The sequence below is a fragment of the Rhodopila sp. genome (assembly GCF_965276935.1).
In the GTDB taxonomy this organism is placed as follows: Bacteria; Pseudomonadota; Alphaproteobacteria; order Acetobacterales; family Acetobacteraceae; genus Rhodopila.
On record NZ_CBDIBS010000003.1, the window covers coordinates 671,408 to 688,162 of the forward strand.

15 protein-coding genes are annotated in these 16,755 nt (G+C 65.0%); 8 read left to right on the forward strand and 7 right to left on the reverse strand.

Annotated elements, in window-relative coordinates; genetic code table 11:
* Positions 1-487: 487 nt before the first annotated feature.
* From ACQY4S_RS10870 to ACQY4S_RS10900, 7 genes are all read right to left on the reverse strand, one after another.
* A complete protein-coding gene (locus ACQY4S_RS10870; RefSeq protein WP_428485216.1) occupies positions 488-1,159 on the reverse strand; it encodes an ABC transporter ATP-binding protein in 672 nt (223 codons plus the stop codon).
* Positions 1,152-2,405: a lipoprotein-releasing ABC transporter permease subunit gene (locus ACQY4S_RS10875; RefSeq protein ID WP_428485217.1), complete on the reverse strand. Its 1,254-nt coding sequence runs from the start codon at positions 2,403-2,405 to the stop codon at positions 1,152-1,154. Before ACQY4S_RS10875 ends, ACQY4S_RS10870 begins: the two co-directional genes overlap by 8 nt.
* Positions 2,406-3,725: a proline--tRNA ligase gene (proS, locus tag ACQY4S_RS10880; protein WP_428485218.1), complete on the reverse strand. Its 1,320-nt coding sequence runs from the start codon at positions 3,723-3,725 to the stop codon at positions 2,406-2,408.
* A 402-nt stretch (positions 3,726-4,127) separates the two neighbouring features.
* A complete protein-coding gene (locus ACQY4S_RS10885; protein WP_428485219.1) occupies positions 4,128-4,388 on the reverse strand; it encodes a DUF1467 family protein in 261 nt (86 codons plus the stop codon).
* Between the two features lie 6 nt (positions 4,389-4,394).
* Positions 4,395-6,053, reverse strand: coding sequence for a ribonuclease J (locus tag ACQY4S_RS10890; protein WP_428485220.1), 1,659 nt, complete (start codon positions 6,051-6,053; stop codon positions 4,395-4,397).
* A gap of 18 nt (positions 6,054-6,071) precedes the next feature.
* Positions 6,072-6,881 (reverse strand): type III pantothenate kinase, encoded by an 810-nt coding sequence (locus ACQY4S_RS10895; protein ID WP_428485221.1) that lies wholly within the window; start codon positions 6,879-6,881, stop codon positions 6,072-6,074.
* Positions 6,882-7,268: 387 nt separating this feature from the next.
* Entirely contained in the window at positions 7,269-8,207 is a 939-nt protein-coding gene (locus ACQY4S_RS10900) for a S1C family serine protease (protein ID WP_428485222.1), read from the reverse strand.
* Between the two features lie 192 nt (positions 8,208-8,399).
* On the opposite strand from ACQY4S_RS10900, the gene ACQY4S_RS10905 reads away from it, so the two are divergent.
* The 8 genes from ACQY4S_RS10905 to ACQY4S_RS10940 all read left to right on the forward strand — a co-directional run bounded on the left by ACQY4S_RS10905 (position 8,400) and on the right by ACQY4S_RS10940 (position 16,734).
* On the forward strand, positions 8,400-9,284 hold the full coding sequence (locus ACQY4S_RS10905) for a S1C family serine protease (protein WP_428485223.1): 885 nt from the start codon (positions 8,400-8,402) through the stop codon (positions 9,282-9,284).
* Positions 9,281-9,817: a response regulator transcription factor gene (locus tag ACQY4S_RS10910; protein WP_428485224.1), complete on the forward strand. Its 537-nt coding sequence runs from the start codon at positions 9,281-9,283 to the stop codon at positions 9,815-9,817. Before ACQY4S_RS10905 ends, ACQY4S_RS10910 begins: the two co-directional genes overlap by 4 nt.
* Before the next feature lie 255 nt (positions 9,818-10,072).
* Positions 10,073-11,035, forward strand: a complete 963-nt coding sequence (locus tag ACQY4S_RS10915) for an AAA family ATPase (protein ID WP_428485225.1) — start codon at positions 10,073-10,075, stop codon at positions 11,033-11,035.
* Positions 11,036-12,433: a VWA domain-containing protein gene (locus tag ACQY4S_RS10920; protein ID WP_428485226.1), complete on the forward strand. Its 1,398-nt coding sequence runs from the start codon at positions 11,036-11,038 to the stop codon at positions 12,431-12,433. It begins immediately after the preceding gene.
* A 240-nt stretch (positions 12,434-12,673) separates the two neighbouring features.
* A complete protein-coding gene (locus ACQY4S_RS10925) occupies positions 12,674-13,510 on the forward strand; it encodes a DUF3034 family protein (RefSeq protein WP_428485227.1) in 837 nt (278 codons plus the stop codon).
* Positions 13,510-13,947, forward strand: coding sequence for a group I truncated hemoglobin (locus tag ACQY4S_RS10930; protein WP_428485228.1), 438 nt, complete (start codon positions 13,510-13,512; stop codon positions 13,945-13,947). The genes ACQY4S_RS10925 and ACQY4S_RS10930 overlap by 1 nt, the downstream gene beginning before the upstream one ends.
* A gap of 10 nt (positions 13,948-13,957) precedes the next feature.
* On the forward strand, positions 13,958-14,284 hold the full coding sequence (locus tag ACQY4S_RS10935) for a cupredoxin domain-containing protein (RefSeq protein WP_428485229.1): 327 nt from the start codon (positions 13,958-13,960) through the stop codon (positions 14,282-14,284).
* A 23-nt stretch (positions 14,285-14,307) separates the two neighbouring features.
* A complete protein-coding gene (locus ACQY4S_RS10940; RefSeq protein ID WP_428485230.1) occupies positions 14,308-16,734 on the forward strand; it encodes a putative bifunctional diguanylate cyclase/phosphodiesterase in 2,427 nt (808 codons plus the stop codon).
* Positions 16,735-16,755: the final 21 nt, after the last annotated feature.

Genomic DNA, 16,755 nt, shown 5'->3' on the forward strand with positions numbered 1-16,755 from the left:
AGGTCGGCATCGATTGTCGTCAGGTGCGATAGGCGTAACGCAGCCAGACAAGGTGGACCACCGGAAAAACTAAAGCCACGGTGATTTATAACGACAGCAGCTTTCGGTGCGCAAAAAACAAACTGGCCAGTATAACCTTACGATCACCGGTATTAAGACAAGTGCGACGTCCCTTGGCACATACCACGTTGGCCGACGGTCAAAACCCCATTGCATCGGGATATCGGCACCGCTTGGGGTCCGACCGCAGGCAATCCAGGATGCAATGAGCATAACCCCAACGATTAATACATTAGCAAGAAGATAAGATCATCCACGATGTCATGTGAACGCCTGTCTCTGGGTATCGGTCATCTTCATTCTTGCGCTGATATATAGCATGAAGCTGGCGGAATCGGCGGGGCCTGCTGCCTCCAAACTAAATGATGAGTCGCGACCGATTTGGCTGGCATAAGGTACCTCGCGTTGCGAGACGAAGGGCACCAGCCTACACCAACCGCCCATCCCGCAACGTCACCGTCCGATCCATCCGCGCCGCCAACTCCGGGTTGTGCGTCGCGATCAGCGCCGCCACCCCTTGCTCCCGCACGATCGACAGTAATTCCGCGAACACCCCCTCGGCCGTCGCCACGTCAAGGTTCCCCGTCGGCTCATCCGCCAACAGCAGTTTCGGCTGGTTCGCCAGCGCCCGCGCGATCGCCACCCGCTGCTGCTCCCCCCCCGATAGCTTCCCCGGCAGATGACCCAGCCGGGATGCCAGGCCGAACGTCGTCAGCAACGACCGGGCACGATCCTCCGCCATCCGGCGCGGACGCCCGGCGATCATCAGCGGCAGCACGACGTTCTCCAGCGCGGTGAACTCCGCCAGCAGATGGTGGAACTGATAAACAAAGCCGATCGTGTCGCGGCGGACGGCGGTGCGAGCGGCATCAGGCAAACCCCCGGCATCGCGGCCCTCGATCAGCACGGACCCGTCGTCCGGCCGGTCGAGCAGACCCGCGACATGCAGCAAGGTGGACTTGCCGGCACCGGACGGAGCCACCAGTGCCACGATCTCACCGACGCGCACGTTCAGGTCGGCGCCGCGCAGCACCGCAAGCTCGCCGCCGTCACCGCGATAGACCCGGCTGACCGCCCGCAGCACCAGCGGGTCACTCATGCCGCAGCGCTTCCACCGGGTCGGTACGGGCGGCGCGCCAGCTCGGATACAGCGTGGCAAGCAGCGACAGCACCAGACCCAGCCCCACCACCCGCGCCACATCGCCCCAGTCAATGGCGCTCGGCAGTTCGCTCAGCATGAACACCGAGGCGTCGAACACCCGCCCGCCGGTAACCCGCTCCACGAAATGCTGCACGGCAACGATGTTGCGGCAGAACACCACGCCGATGACGGTGCCGATCAGCGTCCCGCTGACGCCGACGAAGGCGCCGCACATCAGGAAGATGCGCATGACGGCGAAGCTGCCGGCGCCCAGGGTGCGCAACACGGCGATGTCGGCGCGCTTGTCCTTTACCAGCATGATCAATGACGACACGACATTGAATGCGGCCACCAGCACGATCATGCCCAGCACAATGAACATGGTGTCCTTCTGCACCTGCAGCACGCCGACGATGGTGTCGTTGGCATGCCGCCAGTCCCGGGCATAGACGGGCTTGCCGTGCAGCAGCGCCGTCAGCGGGCGTTCCACCGCACCGACATCGTCCGTGTTGTTCAGCCTGATCTCGATTCCGGTCACCGCATCGGACTTCTGGAAGAAGATCTGCGCGGCCGGCAGCGGCAGGAAGACGACGCCGGTATTGTAGTCGTTCAGCCCGGCATCGAAGATCGCCACCACCTTGTAGGCGCGCACGCGCGGAATGGTGCCGAACGCGGTCGCGGCACCCTCCGGCGAGATCACCGTCAGCGCATCCCCAACCCGCAGCCGATAGGCGCTGGCCAGCCCGATCCCCACGACGATGGCATCATCACCGGTAAAGCTCGCCAGGCTGCCCGCGACGATGTGGTCGCTGATCGGATGCAGCGCCCGCAGGTCGTCCAGGCTGATGCCGCGCACCAGGCCGCCGCGGGCGCCGCCGCCTTCGGTGCTCAGCAGCGCCTGTCCGTCCAGCACCGGCGTGGCGGATGCGACGCCCTTAATGCCACGGATGCCTGTCACCAGTGCGGCATAATCGTCGATCTTCTGGCCAGCGAAAGCCTCGATCGTCACCTCGCCGTTGACGCCGAGGATGCGCGCGACGAGCTCCCGCTGGAAGCCGCTCATGACCGAGGTCACCACGATCAGTGTCGCCACCCCCAAGGCGATGCCGACCAGCGAGAAGATGGCAATGATGGAGACGAACCGCTCGCCCTTGCGCGCCCGCAGGTAGCGGCCGGCCACCATCCGTTCGAACGGGCCGAACATTCAGCCGATCCGCGCCAGCGCCGCCTCCGGCGTGACCTCGATGCGTTCGCCCGTCGCCCGCCGCTTCAGTTCCACCTGCCCGGCAGCGGCGCCGCGTGGCCCGACGACGATCTGCCAAGGGTGGCCCATCAGGTCGGCGTCAGCGAACTTCGCGCCGGCGCGGTCAGCGCGGTCGTCATACAGGGCGTTGCCGGCCAGCGACGCATAAAGTGTCTCGCACATCGCGTCGCAGGGCGCATCGCCAGGTTTGAGGTTCAGGATCGCCGCCTTGAACGGCGCGATGCTGTCCGGCCAGATGATGCCGGCATCGTCGTGGCTGGCCTCGATCACCGCGCCCACCAGCCGGGAGATGCCGATGCCGTAGCTGCCCATCTCCGGGTAAACGGGCTTGCCGTCCGCGCCGGCGACGGTGGCACCCATCGCCTGCGTGTAGTTGGTGCCGAAGTAGAAGATGTGGCCGACTTCGATGCCCCTGCCCTCCCGCTTGCGTTCGGCCGTCACCTGGTCCCAGCGGGCGAGGTCGTGCTTCTCGTCGGTGGCGGCATAGTGGGTGGTCATCTCCTGGAAGAACCGCGCCAGGTCGTCGGGCTTGTCGTGGCTGAATCCGCCGGCGCCGGATGACAGGAAATCGATCTCCTCGAACGCGGCATCGTAGTAGACCTGGCTTTCCCCGGTAGCGGCCAGGATGATGAATTCATGGCTCAGATCGCCGCCGATCGGGCCGGTGTCAGCCTCCATCGGGATCGCCTTCAGGCCCATCCGCTGGAAGGTGCGCATATAGGCCAGCATCATCTTGCGATAGCTGATCACGGCGCCGGCGCGATCGATATCGAACGAGTAGGCATCCTTCATCAAAAATTCCCGCCCGCGCATCACGCCGAAGCGGGGTCGCACCTCGTCACGGAACTTCCATTGGATATGATACAGCATCTGCGGCAGCGCGCGATAGCTGCGGACCGACTGACGAAACAGGTCGGTGACCATTTCCTCGTTGGTCGGGCCGTACAGCATGTCGCGCTCATGCCGATCGCGGATGCGCAGCATCTCCTTGCCGTAATCCTCATAGCGACCGCTTTCCCGCCACAGCTCCGCCGACTGGATCGTCGGCATCAGGATCTCCTGCGCGCCGGCGTTGTCCTGTTCCTGCCGCACAATCCGCTCGATGTTCTTCAGCACCCGCAGGCCCAGCGGCAGCCAGGCATAGATGCCCGCCGATGTCTGTCGCACCAGCCCCGCCCGCAGCATCAGCCGGTGCGAAACGATCTGCGCCTCGGCAGGCGTTTCCTTCAGGGTGGGAATGAAGCCATGGGACAGGCGCATCGCGATTGGTTCCCGTTGAAAGTGCGGTTCGCCGGTTCGTATCGCGTTTGATCGAATGTCGCTACCCGGTTGAGCACCCACGGCAGCGGCTTGGTTCAGGATGGCGACGGCCGGCTGTCAGCCCAGGCACAAATGCCGCGACGCAGCATTTGACAGCAAACCTGTCGTTTCCTTGAAATTTTGCTGCGTTGCACAACGATTGCGCGCAATAAACTCCGCGTTATCAGCGGAAACCCCAACCAAAGCCCGTGACTTGCCACTGAAGTTTGTCTAAGCAAGCTCTTGGGCCACATACCGGTTAGTAGGTGGGTCAGGTTTGGGGAGGAAACGCCAACCGCCCGGGCAGGTGAGGATATCGTCCCGCCTGCCCGAGGTGGAACCTGTGGCAAAAAGCTTATATTATCAATATTCCGGCGCGGCGAACAGACCGTGCCGGAAACTGATGTAGTCGCTTTGGATCAGCGCATCGGCAGCGATCCAAAGTACGCCCGCGACTATCGTGGTAACGATAACCTTCATCAGTAATCTTGGGTGTTCCGGCGTGCCGCGCCAGCCGCTGGCCGCGTCCGCCTGCTGCACCGGCCGCGTGCCGATCGGCAAGACCGCGAACAACGCCGTCCACCAGATGATGACGAACACCACGATGCCGGTGAACCAGTTCATCTCGGTTCACACTCGGATCAGGTGCACATCAACCATCGGCCGCTTACCCAGGCGCCGGCCCAATGCTCGGCGCAAGGCGGCGCGGGCCGCCTCGGCCAAGCCGCTGTCCTCGCGCCGCAGGTTGGCCGGCAAATCACGCATGATGTCGAGGAATTCCCCGGCGACCCGATCGGTTTCAACGTCCTCGGGGTCAAGCAACCCTGGCGCGCTGATGCGCGGCCGGCCGAGGATGGTGCCGGCCTGGTCGACCGCGAGGCTGGCGACGATCAGGCCGTTGAACAGCATGCGCCGGCGCGCCGACATGACCTCGCCGTGCATCGGCACGAGGCGGGTGCCGTCCAGCACCAGCTTGCCGACCGGGGCGCTGTCGATGATCGCCGGCCGCCCAGGCGCCAGGCTGATGATGTCGCCATCCTCCAGCAGGAACGGCGTGGCACCCGCTTCCCGCGCCAGTTCGGCATGCGCCGACAGATGCCGCCACTCGCCGTGCACCGGCACCGCGTAGCGCGGCTTGACCAGCGTATACAGCCGGCGCAGCTCATCCCGCGCGGGGTGGCCAGAAACGTGGATCATGTGGTCCTGATCCGTCATCAGCCGTACGCCATGACGGATCAGGTTGTCCTGCACCGTGCCAATGGCCCGTTCATTCCCCGGAATGACGCGGGACGAGAAGATCACCGTGTCGCCTTCCCCCAGCGACACCCGCGGGTGGTTGTCCTGGGCAATGCGGGCCAGCGCGCTGCGCGGCTCGCCCTGACTGCCGGTCACCAGGATCAGGATGTTGTCGTCCGGCACGTCGTCGATGTCGTCTTCCGTCAGGAACGGCGGCAGTCCCTTCAGGTAGCCGCAGTCGCGCGCCGCGGCGTCCATGTTGCGCAGCGATCGGCCCGCCAGCGCCACGCTGCGGCCGGCGTCCCGCGCGGCCAGGGCGATCGACTCCATGCGGGCGACATTGCTGGCGAAGCAGGTCACCGCGACCCGGCCGGACAGGTCGCGGATCAACGCCGACAGGTTGCGGCGCACGTCCCGTTCGCTGCCGGAATGGCCTTCCACCATGGCGTTGGTCGAATCACAGACCAGTGCCAGGACGCCTTTGGCACCGAGTTCCGCCAGCGCGGCTTCGTCCGATGGCGGCCCGATCAGCGGCGTGGGGTCCAGCTTCCAGTCGCCGGTATGCAGGACGGTGCCCAGCGGCGTGTCGATCACCAGCGCCTGGGCTTCCGGAATGGAATGCGCCATGCGGATGAAGCGCAGCCTGAACGGCGACAGGTCGATGCTGCCACCCGGCGCGATGACGTGCAGCCGCACCTGATTGACCAGGCCGGTCTCCGCCAGCTTGCGGCGCAGCACCGCGGCGGCGAACGGCGTGGCGTACACCGCGCACTTCAGCCGCGGCCACAGCCAGGCAACGGCGCCAATGTGGTCTTCATGCGCATGAGTGATCACCAACCCAACCAGCTTGTCGCGGCGGTCGGCGATGAACGCCGGATCGGCCATCAGCACGTCCACCTCGGGATGCTCGCTGCCGCCGAAGCCGATGCCGCAATCCACCGCGAGCCAGCGTTCCTTGCCAGGCTCGTTATAGCGATACAGGTTCAGGTTCATGCCAATTTCGCCCGTCCCGCCAAGCGGCAGGAAGGCCAGGTCGCCGTTTTCTGAGTCCATATGTCGAGGTTCGTTCCGTTACTCTGGTTCAATCAGCCGTGTCTTCTCCCTGGGCAATGTGGGGGCTGGGTTGCGTTCCGCCAACAGCCGTAGCCCATCCAGGGTCAGATCAGGCTCGATATGTTCGATCAGCAGCGTGCCCTCGGCGAACAGTGGCGCCAGGCCGCCGGTGGCGACGACCTTCATCGGACTGCCGAATTCGATCTTGATGCGGTTCAGCAGGCCCTCGATCAGCCCGATATAGCCCCAGTACATGCCGGATTGCATGGCAGGCACGGTGGAACGGCCGATCACCGACTGCGGCCGGCCGATGCCGATCCGCGGCAGGCGGGCCGCGGCCTGGTGCAGCGCCTCCAGCGACAGGTTGATGCCGGGGCAGATTACCCCACCACAATACGCGCCGGTCTGGTCCACCACGTCGAACGTGGTGGCGGTGCCAAAATCGACCACGATCAGCGGGCAGCGGAACTGGCGGAAACCGGCCAGGGCGTTCAGCAGCCGGTCGGCGCCGACCTCGTTGGGGTTGTCGATCTTGATGTCGAAGCCCCAGTCGAGCGAGGCGCGGGCAATCAGCGGCTCGACGCTGAACCACTCCCGGCACAGGCGGCGCAGGTGATACAACGCGGCGGGTACCACCGTGCCGATCACCGCGGCGGCGATCTCGTCACGTTTCAGGCCGGACAGGGTCAGCAGCGAATTGAGCCAGACGGCATATTCATCGGACGTCCGCTGCGCGTCGGTGCGGATGCGCCACGAACCGCGCCAGCCCGACCCGTCATGGACAGCGAAGACAATGTTGGTGTTGCCGGCATCGACCACCAGAAGCATGGCTATCCAACCAGGTTCGCGGCGGTCAACCGCATGGAAGGGATTGCAAGTACTGTCCGCATAATGCCAGGGCCATTCTACTGTCAACACCGGTATCGGCCGGAACGACTTTAGTTGATCGGTCGGCTGGATGGGTGTCAACACGGCACACCTGAACCTTGCTGCCGCTCCCGCGACATCCGCCAGACAATTGCGTTTCAGATCATCCGGCTTGCCATGCTGCGGTGGGCCGGGGCAACGCTCACCGCCGCCAACTTAGAGCAATATCAGCCTGACTGGAATAGCGAAGCGATCTCAGGCTGATGAAATTGCTCGTGAAATACAGCTAGAGCGGTTCCACACTTGGTGAAACCGCTCTAGCCCGGACGACCAACAGCGTCGCGAGGATCAGGTCTCACGCGGGACGACCGGCACCGTCAACAGCTCGGTCCGACGCAACACACCCAGCGACACCGACGTTCCAGCGCGCTCCGAGATCAGCGCGCGATGCAGGTCGTCTATACCGGTCACCACCGCGCCATCGAACGACACCACCACATCCCCAACCTCAAGTTCGGCCTGCCGTCCGGCTCCATCCGCCGCCAGATCCGAGATCATCGCGCCGGTGAGCTGCTCCAGCCGATGAAAGCGGCGCAGCCGTGTGGTGATCTGTACGGTCTGCGCCGATATCCCCAGCCGGGACCGCCGCACCCGCCCATCATGCATCAGTCGCGTGGCGACCCAGATCGCGGTGTCGATGCCGATGGCGAAGCAGATGCCCTGCGCGGGGGCGATCATCGCCGTGTTGATGCCGATCACCGCACCGGCGCCCGAGACCAGCGGGCCGCCGGAATTGCCCGGGTTAAGCGGCGCGTCGGTCTGGATTACACTGTCGATCAGGCCGCCGGAGCGGGTGCGCAAGGTGCGGCCGAGGGCGCTGACGATGCCGGCGGTGACGGTGCACGTGAACCCCAACGGGTTGCCGATCGCGACGACAAGCTGGCCGACCCGCAAGCCAGCCGAGGCACCCAGTTCGGCATGGGGCAATCCAGTGCCCGAAAGGCGCAGCACGGCGATGTCGGTGGCGGGATCGTCGCCGACCAGGACGGCCTGGCAATCCTGGCCATCCGTCAGGCTGGCCCGCAAACCGGCCGCGTTGGCGACGACATGCGAGTTCGTCAGCACGTAGCCGTCCGGCGTGAAGATGACACCTGATCCCTGGCTCGCAGGCCGGCCGTCCTTGCCAAACGCCATGACATGCACCACCGCTGGTCCGACGCGATCAAACGCCTGCACCACCTGGGCGGAATAGGGATCAAGCGGCTGGGTCAACACATCAAGTGGCATGGAAATGGTCCTTTCCAGATCCAGATGGGTTCCAGATCAGCAAAGCGGCACCCGGCTATCCGGCGGGTTTGTTCCCGGCCATCCGGCGAGGTTTGTTCCCGGCCATCCGGCGAGGTTTGTTCCCGGCCATCCGGCCGATGCCCATGCGTCGCAAGACGCGCCAGGATGCGTCCACGCAAGGAGCCAGTTCCCATGGACATCATCGAGCAGTTTTCCGCCGCTTTGGCCGACCGGATTACCCAGGCGGCACCGATCGTGGTCGGTATTCGTGCGGGCCAGCACCAGAGCAGTGGCATTCTATGGCGGCCGGACGTGGTGCTGGCGTCGGAGCAAGTCCTCGGCGACGATCCTAGGCTGACGGTCACCGGCGGCGGCCAAACGGTCGAAGCGACCCTCGCCGGGCGCGATATCGGCACAAACGTGGCCGTGCTGAAACTGCGGACAGCGCTGACCGGCGCGCTGCCGCCCTCGGCCGCCGCCCCCAACGTCGGATCGCTGGCGCTGGTGGTCGGTGCCGACGCGGCGGGCGGCCCGACAGCGCGGCTGGCGATGGTGCATGCCCTGGGTGATGCCTGGACCAGCATGGCGGGCGGCCGGATCGACGCGCTGATCCGGTTGGACACGCGTCTCGGCGCCGACGAGGGCGGACCCGTGCTGTCACTGGATGGTGGGATGCTGGGCATGTCCACCTCCGGCCCACGGCGGCGGACCATCGTGATCCCGATGGCAACCCTGGAACGGGTGGTCGATCCGCTGCTGACAGAAGGACGCATCCCCCGCGGCTGGCTGGGTCTCGGTCTACAGCCGGTGATGATCCCAGACAGTCTCCGGCCGGCCGCCGGGCGGGAAAGCGGTCTGATGGTGGTGAGCCTGGCCGCGTCCGCGCCAGCCGAGACGGCCGGCGTGCTGCCGGGCGATATCGTGCTGGACATCGACGGCAAGCCGGTCGCCCGGCCGCGGGCGCTGACTGCTTCGCTGAGTTCGGACCGCATCGGCCAGGCGGTCATGCTGCGCGTGCTGCGCGCCGGGGCCGTTCAGGCGATCAGCGTGACCATAGCGGCAAGACCCGCCGCATGAGCGCGTCCGACGGCCTGCGCATCCGACTGCACGCGACGGATGCGCTTCGCCGTCGCGGACTGGCGGCGATGCTGCAGGCCGCCGGCCACACGGTCACCGAGGATACGCCCGACGTGGAACTCTGTGACGTCGGCCGCGGCGCGCGAGAAACCGAGGCGCCGGTCGTGGTCCTGACGGACAGTGAGGTAGTGTCTGGTTCGCCGGCCGGGGTGCTGGCGGCGGACGCCTCGGCGGACCAGCTTGATCTGGCGTTGCGCGCGGTGGCGGCGGGCTTGCAGGTTCGTTCCCCCGCAACGGCGGTGGAGCGAGGCTTCGCGCCGGTGGCCGAGGACGCACCTCTGCTGACCCCGCGGGAGCGTGAGATCCTGGCGCTGGTCGGTCAGGGCCTGAGCAACAAGTCGGTGGCTCGCCATCTGGGGATCTCCGTGCATACCGTGAAGTTTCACCTGGAGGCACTGTTCGCCAAGCTGGACGCGACAAGCCGAGCGGAGGCGGTGGCGAAGGGCCTGCGGGGCGGGGTGATCGAACTGTAGAAGAAGGCCAGGACTCTGCCTGGACCCGCAAAGGGGCTGATGCCCCTTTGATCCCTGTCCAGGGGCTTGTGGGAGAGGGGGCGACTCACGTGTTGCAACCACCGAGTAGCCCCCTCTCCCACAAACCCCTAAATGGGTTCCAAGGGCGTCAGCCCTTGGCGGGGTCGAGGGGCGGAGCCCTCGCCTTCCTGCCACGGTTTGACATTCCCCCGTCCGGATGCGATCCGACCTACTGCACAGTAGCTGGAGCCGGATGTGAATGATGCGCTGCCGGAGGGCGGGTCTGCCCTGCGATCGATCGATGCTGTCGAACACGGCCTGAGCGGGGCCGGTTACATCGCCAACCGGCAGATTTCCACCGCGATCTATATGGCGCACCATCTGCGCAAGCCCATTCTGGTGGAAGGCCCCGCCGGCGTCGGCAAGACGGAGTTGGCCAAGTCGGTTGCGTCCTGGCTGAAACTGCCGCTGATCCGCATGCAGTGCTACGAGGGGCTGGACGAATCTAAGGCGCTGTACGAATGGAAGTACGGCAAGCAGCTTCTGTATACGCAGATCCTGAAGGACAAGATCAGCTCGGTCATCGGCGAGGCGGACGGCCTGGCCGAGGCGCTGACCAAGCTGCACGCGTTCGGCGACATCTTCTACTCGCACCAGTTCCTCGAGCCGCGGCCACTGCTGCGCGCCTTGCAGCAGCCGGATGGCGCGGTGCTGCTGATCGACGAGATCGACAAGTCGGACCAGGAGTTCGAGGCGTTCCTGTTGGAAATCCTGTCCGACTACCAGGTGACGATCCCGGAGATCGGCACGGTCGAGGCGGTCACGCCACCGATCGTGCTGCTGACCTCGAACAGCACCCGCGACCTGGGCGACGCGCTGAAGCGGCGCTGCCTGCATCTGCACATCGGCTTTCCGGACGACAGGCTGGAGGCGAGGATCATCGCCTCCCGCGTGCCGGGCATCGACGCTCGGCTGTTGAAGCAGCTTGTCAGCTTCGTGCAGCAGTTGCGCGCGCTGGACCTGAAGAAGGTGCCCTCGGTCAGTGAAACGATTGACTGGGCGAAGGTGATGCTGCTGCTGCATGCCTCTGTTCTGGAGGTCGATCTGGTGCGTGACACGCTGAACGTGCTGCTGAAGTTTGAGGCCGATGTCGAGGCGGCGGCCAAGCAGCTTGCCGGCCTGACGCACAAGGCTCGGCAGGAGGCGGGAGTCGCCTAGATGCAGGCCGCGCCCGCCACTGAACCGCTGCGACGGTTCCTCCAGGTCGCGCGCGGCGCGGGTCTGCAAGTCTCCGCGGCGGAGGGGATCGACGCGGCCCGCGCGGTGGACCTCGTAGGCTTCAGCGATCGTGCCGTGCTGAAGGACAGCCTCGGCCTGGTCCTGGCGAAGACGCCGGACGAGAAGGCGCTGTACGACGAGGCTTTCGATCTGTATTTTAAGCGCGATGAATTCGACGATACGGGACAAGACGCGGACGCAGCCGAAGCGCCGGATGCCAATCCGTCTTCCAGCCCCGCCAGCGGTCCAGGCGGCGATGGAATGGGCGGCCAAGGCGGCCAGTCCCTCGGCCAGTTGCTGGCCGGCGACGATCGCGCCGCACTGGCAACGGCAATGGAGCAGGCGGCGCGGGACGCCGGCATCGAGGCGATCCGGTTCTTTACGCAAAAGAACCTTTACGCCCGCCGCATCCTGGACCGCATGGGCCTGCGTCCGCTTGAACGCGACATCGAGGCAATGCGCCAGACTGGCACGCCGGAGGGTCTTGGGCGCGCTCAATTCCTGGAAAACCGGCTCGAGGCGCTGCGTGACGCGGTGCGGGATTTCGTCGAGCGCAACCTGATCCTGTTCGCCAGGGGCGAAACCGAGAAATTCCGCGAGGACCTGCTGAAGTCCGCCCGCCTGTCGAACCTGGAGCGGCGCGATCTGGACCGGATGCGCGTGCTGGTGCGGCAGATGGCAAAGAAGCTGGCGGCGCGCTACGCCAAGACCCGCCGCCGGCATCTGCGTGGGGTGCTGGACACGCGGCGGACCTTGCGGCGGAACATGGGCTGGGGCGGCGTGCCGTTCGTTACTGTCTGGAAGCAGAAGCGCATCGAGAAGCCACGCGTGATGGTGCTGTGCGACGTCTCCGGCTCGGTCGCCGCGATGTCGCAGTTCCTGCTGATGTTTCTGTATGCGTTGAATGAGGCACTGTCGGATATTCGCTCCTTCGCCTTCGCCGGATCGCTGATCGAGGTGTCCGACATCCTGGAGAAGGCGCCGGTCGAGGACGCGATCACCCGGATCATGTCGCTGATCGGATACGGCTCCTCGAACTACGGCAATGCCTTCGCCGACTTCCAGGATGGCTGGATGCGGTTCGTTACCAACAAGACGACCGTGATCATCCTGGGCGACGCACGCGGCAACCGCACCGACCCGCGCACCGAGATCATCGGCCAGATCTCGCAACGGTCGAAGCGGATCATCTGGCTCAATCCGGAGTACCGCTCCGCCTGGGGCATCGGCGATTCGGACATGTATCGCTACGCGCCATTCTGTCATCTGGTGACTGTATGCAATACGTTACGTCATCTGGAACGCACGATCAGCGACATCCTGAAGGATGCGGCCTGACGCCTGATCACGCCGGGCAGACCGTTCAAGGCAGGTGGATGATGCGATCGAACGAAGGTCTCGATGGCTTTCAGGCTGTCCGGTCAGCCTGAAGCTGTCTGGCGCGCCCGACTAAACCTGCGGGCGTAAACCGTTTGTTAACAGAAATCCCGCAGGTTCACGCCCTGGCTTGAGACGGCTCGGCTTTCATTCCGGGGGATTACTGTGCGGGCGACTTGCCAATTATGCGGGTATATCCTGGTGGCGCTTTTCTGCCTGCCGATGGCCGGCCGAGCGCAGGATAGCGGCCGTCTGCTGGCTACCTCTGGCGTGACGCAGTTGGAAGGCGCCGGCGGCGGCGGGCTTGTGCCGTGGGCGCTGATCACCGGCTATGGCACACGGGACGCCATTGGCGCCAATGTACACTACACCTCGGCCTATTTGCCCAGTTTTACGCTGCAATCCGCCGGCGTGGGCGTCGGCCTCTATAATCGGTTGGAACTGTCCTATACGCACCAGTGGTTTAACACGGGCTCGGCCGGCGGCCGGCTTGGCCTGGGGTCGGGATACGTATTCGACCTTGACGTGGTCGGCGCCAAGGTGCGGGTACTGGGTGACGCGGTCTATGACCAGGATAGCTGGCTGCCGCAAATCGCCATCGGCACGCAGTTCAAGGCCGCGGACAGCCACAACGTGCTGCAGGCGATCGGCGCGCGCAGCCCGGATGGGGAAGACTTCTACATTTCGGCCACCAAGCTGTTCCTGGCCCAAAGCCTGCTGCTGGACGCGACGGTGCGCGCCACGAAGGCCAACCAGTTCGGCCTGCTCGGCTTTGGCGGCGACCGCGATAACGGTTACCACGCGGAATTCGAGGGCTCCGCCGCTCTGCTGCTAAGCCGTGACTTCGCCATTGGCGCCGAGGTCCGCACCAAGCCGGACAACCTGAGCTTCGCGAAGGAGGGCACCGCGTTTGACGCGTTCGCATCCTACTTCCTGAACAAGCACCTGTCGGCGACCTTGGCCTTCGTCGCCTTGGGGCCGATCGCGCGGCAGGGCGATCAAAACGGCGTCTATCTTTCGTTGCAAGGAGGTTTCTGATGATCTCGCCACGACATTGGCGTTGCGTCGTATTAGCCACGCTGCTGCTGGCCACGACAATCCCCATGCGAGCCAATGCGGATGACACGCTGTACCAGCGTCTCGGCGGGCAGGCTGGGATCACGCGCATCGTTGAGGAAGCCCACGCGCTTTTCCTCGCGGACGACCGGGTCAAGGACGATTTCGACAACATCAACGCCAAGCGCCTGAACACCCGCCTGGTGGAACAGATCTGCGTACTCGCCAGGGGGCCTTGCGTGTATCACGGCCGTTCCATGGCGGCCGCGCATAATGGCCTGAACGTAACCCAAGCCAAATTCAACGCTGTTGCCGAGGATTTGCAGACAGCGATGGAGCACCGGGGCATCCCGTACTGGACGCAGAACCAGTTGATGGCCCTGCTCGCCCCGATGCAGCGCGATATCGTCACACGATAGGAGCGGAGTTTTGCGCACCCTGTTGATTTCCTTTCTTGCAACGACAGTGATTCTGGCGTCGATCGCGATCGCCGCCGCCGGTGGTGTCGCGATGGTATCGCAAAAAAGCCGAGCGTTCTCCGTCAGCCACCTGCAGATCGCCCATGGCGACACGGTCCGGTTCAATAATGAAGACACTTTCTTGCACCAGATCTACGTTCATTCGCCATCTCTGAATTACGAATCCGATGAGCAGGAGCCAGGCACAAGCGTCGAAATCCGGTTCCCAAGTGCCGGCACGTTCGAAGTTCGATGCCAAATTCACCCGAAGATGCTGCTCGTGGTCGAGGCGCGCTGAAGCGGGTGGGGCGAGAAGCCAACATGTCCATACGCTCCAAGATACTGGCCGGCTGCATGGCGCTGACGGTGCTGACCGGGGTGCTGGGCGGCTATGCTCAGCGGGCGGAACGAGAACTCGGGGCGCTGGCGTTCCGCATCTACGACGATGCGTTCATGGGCGTCAGCTATCTGCGATCGGCACAGGTCGGCTTCGCCTCCCTGGCTGAAGCCGGGCGGAATGGATCATTGCAACCCGCCGCGGTCAGTGCCGTGCTGGAGGACCTGGATGTGGCGCGTGACCGTGCGATGTCGCCGGCAGGCCGAAACGCCGCGGAAAGCCTTAGCCGCACGATCAGGTCGGTCGTGGGACGCGGAGGCCAGACGCTCGCTGGTCCGGACGTTCTCGCCGTGCAGGCGCAGTTTGAGCAGGCGGTAGAAACCTTCGCTGACGACGGCTTCCGCTATCGCCGAAGCGTCGGCGCGCTGGTGGCGGCGCAGGTGCGGCGGACCTCGGTGGTCGTTGGGGTGACGGTTCTGATTGCGCTGAGCATCACCGTGCTGCTCACGCAAATGATCGCCCCGCCGGTGCGGCGAGCGGTCCGAATCGCGCAACTGATCGCCGCGGGGCAGCTCGACAATGCGATTTCCGTCACCGGCCGCGGCGAAACGGCGGAACTGTTGCGGGCGCTCTCGATCATGCAGGGCAGTATCGTGCAGGCGCTGGCGCGTATTCAGGGGCTGATGAACCAGCAGGCGACCCATCATGCCGGGGAACTCGCCGCACAGCACGCGCGGCTGGAGGCGGCGCTGGGCAACATGAACCAGGGACTTTGCCTGTTCGGCGCCGATGGACGGCTCGCCGTCGCCAACCGCCGCTTTGTCGAGATGTTTGGCGAGCCAGAGCCGGAAGCGCTGGCGGAAACGGTTCTGCGGAATGCGGGCCTGCACATGCTGCTTGAAAGCGGCCGCGATGGCGCGGTAGCGGCACTTTCATGCGAACTGCCGGACGGCCGCTCGATCGCCGTTTCCCAACAGGCCGTCGCCAGCGGCGGCTGGGTTGCGACCTATGAAGACATCTCGGAGCGGCGTGCCACTGAAGGTCGGCTCGCTCATATGGCGCGTCATGACCCACTGACCGGCTTGCCCAACCGCCTGCTGTTCAGCGAGCGCATGCAGCAGACCCTGGCGCGGGCCCGCCGCGGCGACGGTATCGCGGTGCTGTGCCTCGATCTTGACCGTTTCAAGACGGTCAACGACACGCTGGGCCACGCGGCCGGCGACGCGTTGCTGCGCGCGGTGACCGAGCGGTTGCGCCAATGCACGCGGGAAACCGATCTGGTGGTCCGCTTCGGTGGCGACGAATTTGTCATCGTGCAGGAAAAGGCTAGCCAGCCGACGGACGCAACGGCGTTGGCGCGGCGACTGGTGGAGATGCTGGGCCAAGCATTCGATATCGATCAGCAGGAGGTCGTGATCGGGGTGAGCATCGGCATTGCGCTATCGATGGACGGACTTGAAACGCCCGATGCGCTGCTCAAGCGAGCCGACCTCGCGCTGTATCGGGCAAAGGATGATGGCCGTGGCACGTTCCGATTCTTCGAGCGTGAGATGGACGCGGCGATGCAGGCGCGGCGGACGCTGGAAATCGACTTGCGCAAAGCGCTGGCCGAGGAACAGTTCGAGCTGTACTACCAGCCGCTTGTGCAGACGGGTGGGATAGCAGGGTTCGAGGCGCTGCTGCGTTGGCACCATCCGACGCGTGGCCTGGTGAGCCCGGCGGAGTTCATTCCGGTCGCCGAGGAGATCGGGCTGATCGGCGTGATCGGCGCCTGGGTCATGAGCCGAGCCTGCATCGATGCGGCGGGTTGGCCCGGTGCCTTGAAGGTGGCCGTCAACCTTTCACCGGCGCAGTTCCGAACCCGCTCCCTGGCGGAGGACGCAGCGCATGCCTTGTCGACATCTGGACTTGCCGCGACCCGGCTGGAGCTGGAGATTACCGAGTCGGTGCTTATCCAAGACGAGGCCGCGGTGCTTGATAGCCTGCACGCCTTGCGCGCCATGGGCATCCGTATTGCCATGGACGATTTCGGCACTGGGTATTCATCCTTGAGCTACCTGCGTCGGTTTCCGTTCGACAAGATCAAGATCGACCAGTCATTCGTGAAGGGCATCGAGGATCAGGAGGACAGCCGCACGATCGTCCGCGCCGTGATCGGCCTGGGCCGCTCCTTGGGTATCGCCGTCAACGCCGAGGGTGTGGAGACCGCCGAGCAACTCGCCGCGCTACGGGCGGAAGGGTGCGGCGAAATCCAGGGCTATCTGTTCAGCAAGCCCAAGCCGGTCCAGGAGATCGCGGACCTGTTGCTCCGGTTCGGCAATTCGACAACGCCGGCGGCGGCGCGGCCGGAGCAGGTGCCGCGTGATCCGGCGCACGCCGACAAGGTCGCTTCGCTTGTGGCGGAAGCCTAAAGGCATCCGAGAAACCGCCCG

What these genes read in the sequence shown, in the direction of transcription:
- ACQY4S_RS10885 (WP_428485219.1), bottom strand. Translation starts at nt 4,388, where the DNA reads ATGAACTGGTTCACCGGCATCGTGGTGTTCGTCATCATCTGGTGGACG.
- ACQY4S_RS10875 (WP_428485217.1), bottom strand. Translation starts at nt 2,405, where the DNA reads ATGTTCGGCCCGTTCGAACGGATGGTGGCCGGCCGCTACCTGCGGGCG.
- proS (WP_428485218.1), bottom strand. Translation starts at nt 3,725, where the DNA reads ATGCGCCTGTCCCATGGCTTCATTCCCACCCTGAAGGAAACGCCTGCC.
- ACQY4S_RS10920 (WP_428485226.1), top strand. Translation starts at nt 11,036, where the DNA reads ATGCAGGCCGCGCCCGCCACTGAACCGCTGCGACGGTTCCTCCAGGTC.
- ACQY4S_RS10910 (WP_428485224.1), top strand. Translation starts at nt 9,281, where the DNA reads ATGAGCGCGTCCGACGGCCTGCGCATCCGACTGCACGCGACGGATGCG.
- ACQY4S_RS10870 (WP_428485216.1), bottom strand. Translation starts at nt 1,159, where the DNA reads ATGAGTGACCCGCTGGTGCTGCGGGCGGTCAGCCGGGTCTATCGCGGT.
- ACQY4S_RS10905 (WP_428485223.1), top strand. Translation starts at nt 8,400, where the DNA reads ATGGACATCATCGAGCAGTTTTCCGCCGCTTTGGCCGACCGGATTACC.
- ACQY4S_RS10930 (WP_428485228.1), top strand. Translation starts at nt 13,510, where the DNA reads ATGATCTCGCCACGACATTGGCGTTGCGTCGTATTAGCCACGCTGCTG.
- ACQY4S_RS10895 (WP_428485221.1), bottom strand. Translation starts at nt 6,881, where the DNA reads ATGCTTCTGGTGGTCGATGCCGGCAACACCAACATTGTCTTCGCTGTC.
- ACQY4S_RS10900 (WP_428485222.1), bottom strand. Translation starts at nt 8,207, where the DNA reads ATGCCACTTGATGTGTTGACCCAGCCGCTTGATCCCTATTCCGCCCAG.
- ACQY4S_RS10940 (WP_428485230.1), top strand. Translation starts at nt 14,308, where the DNA reads ATGTCCATACGCTCCAAGATACTGGCCGGCTGCATGGCGCTGACGGTG.
- ACQY4S_RS10890 (WP_428485220.1), bottom strand. Translation starts at nt 6,053, where the DNA reads ATGGACTCAGAAAACGGCGACCTGGCCTTCCTGCCGCTTGGCGGGACG.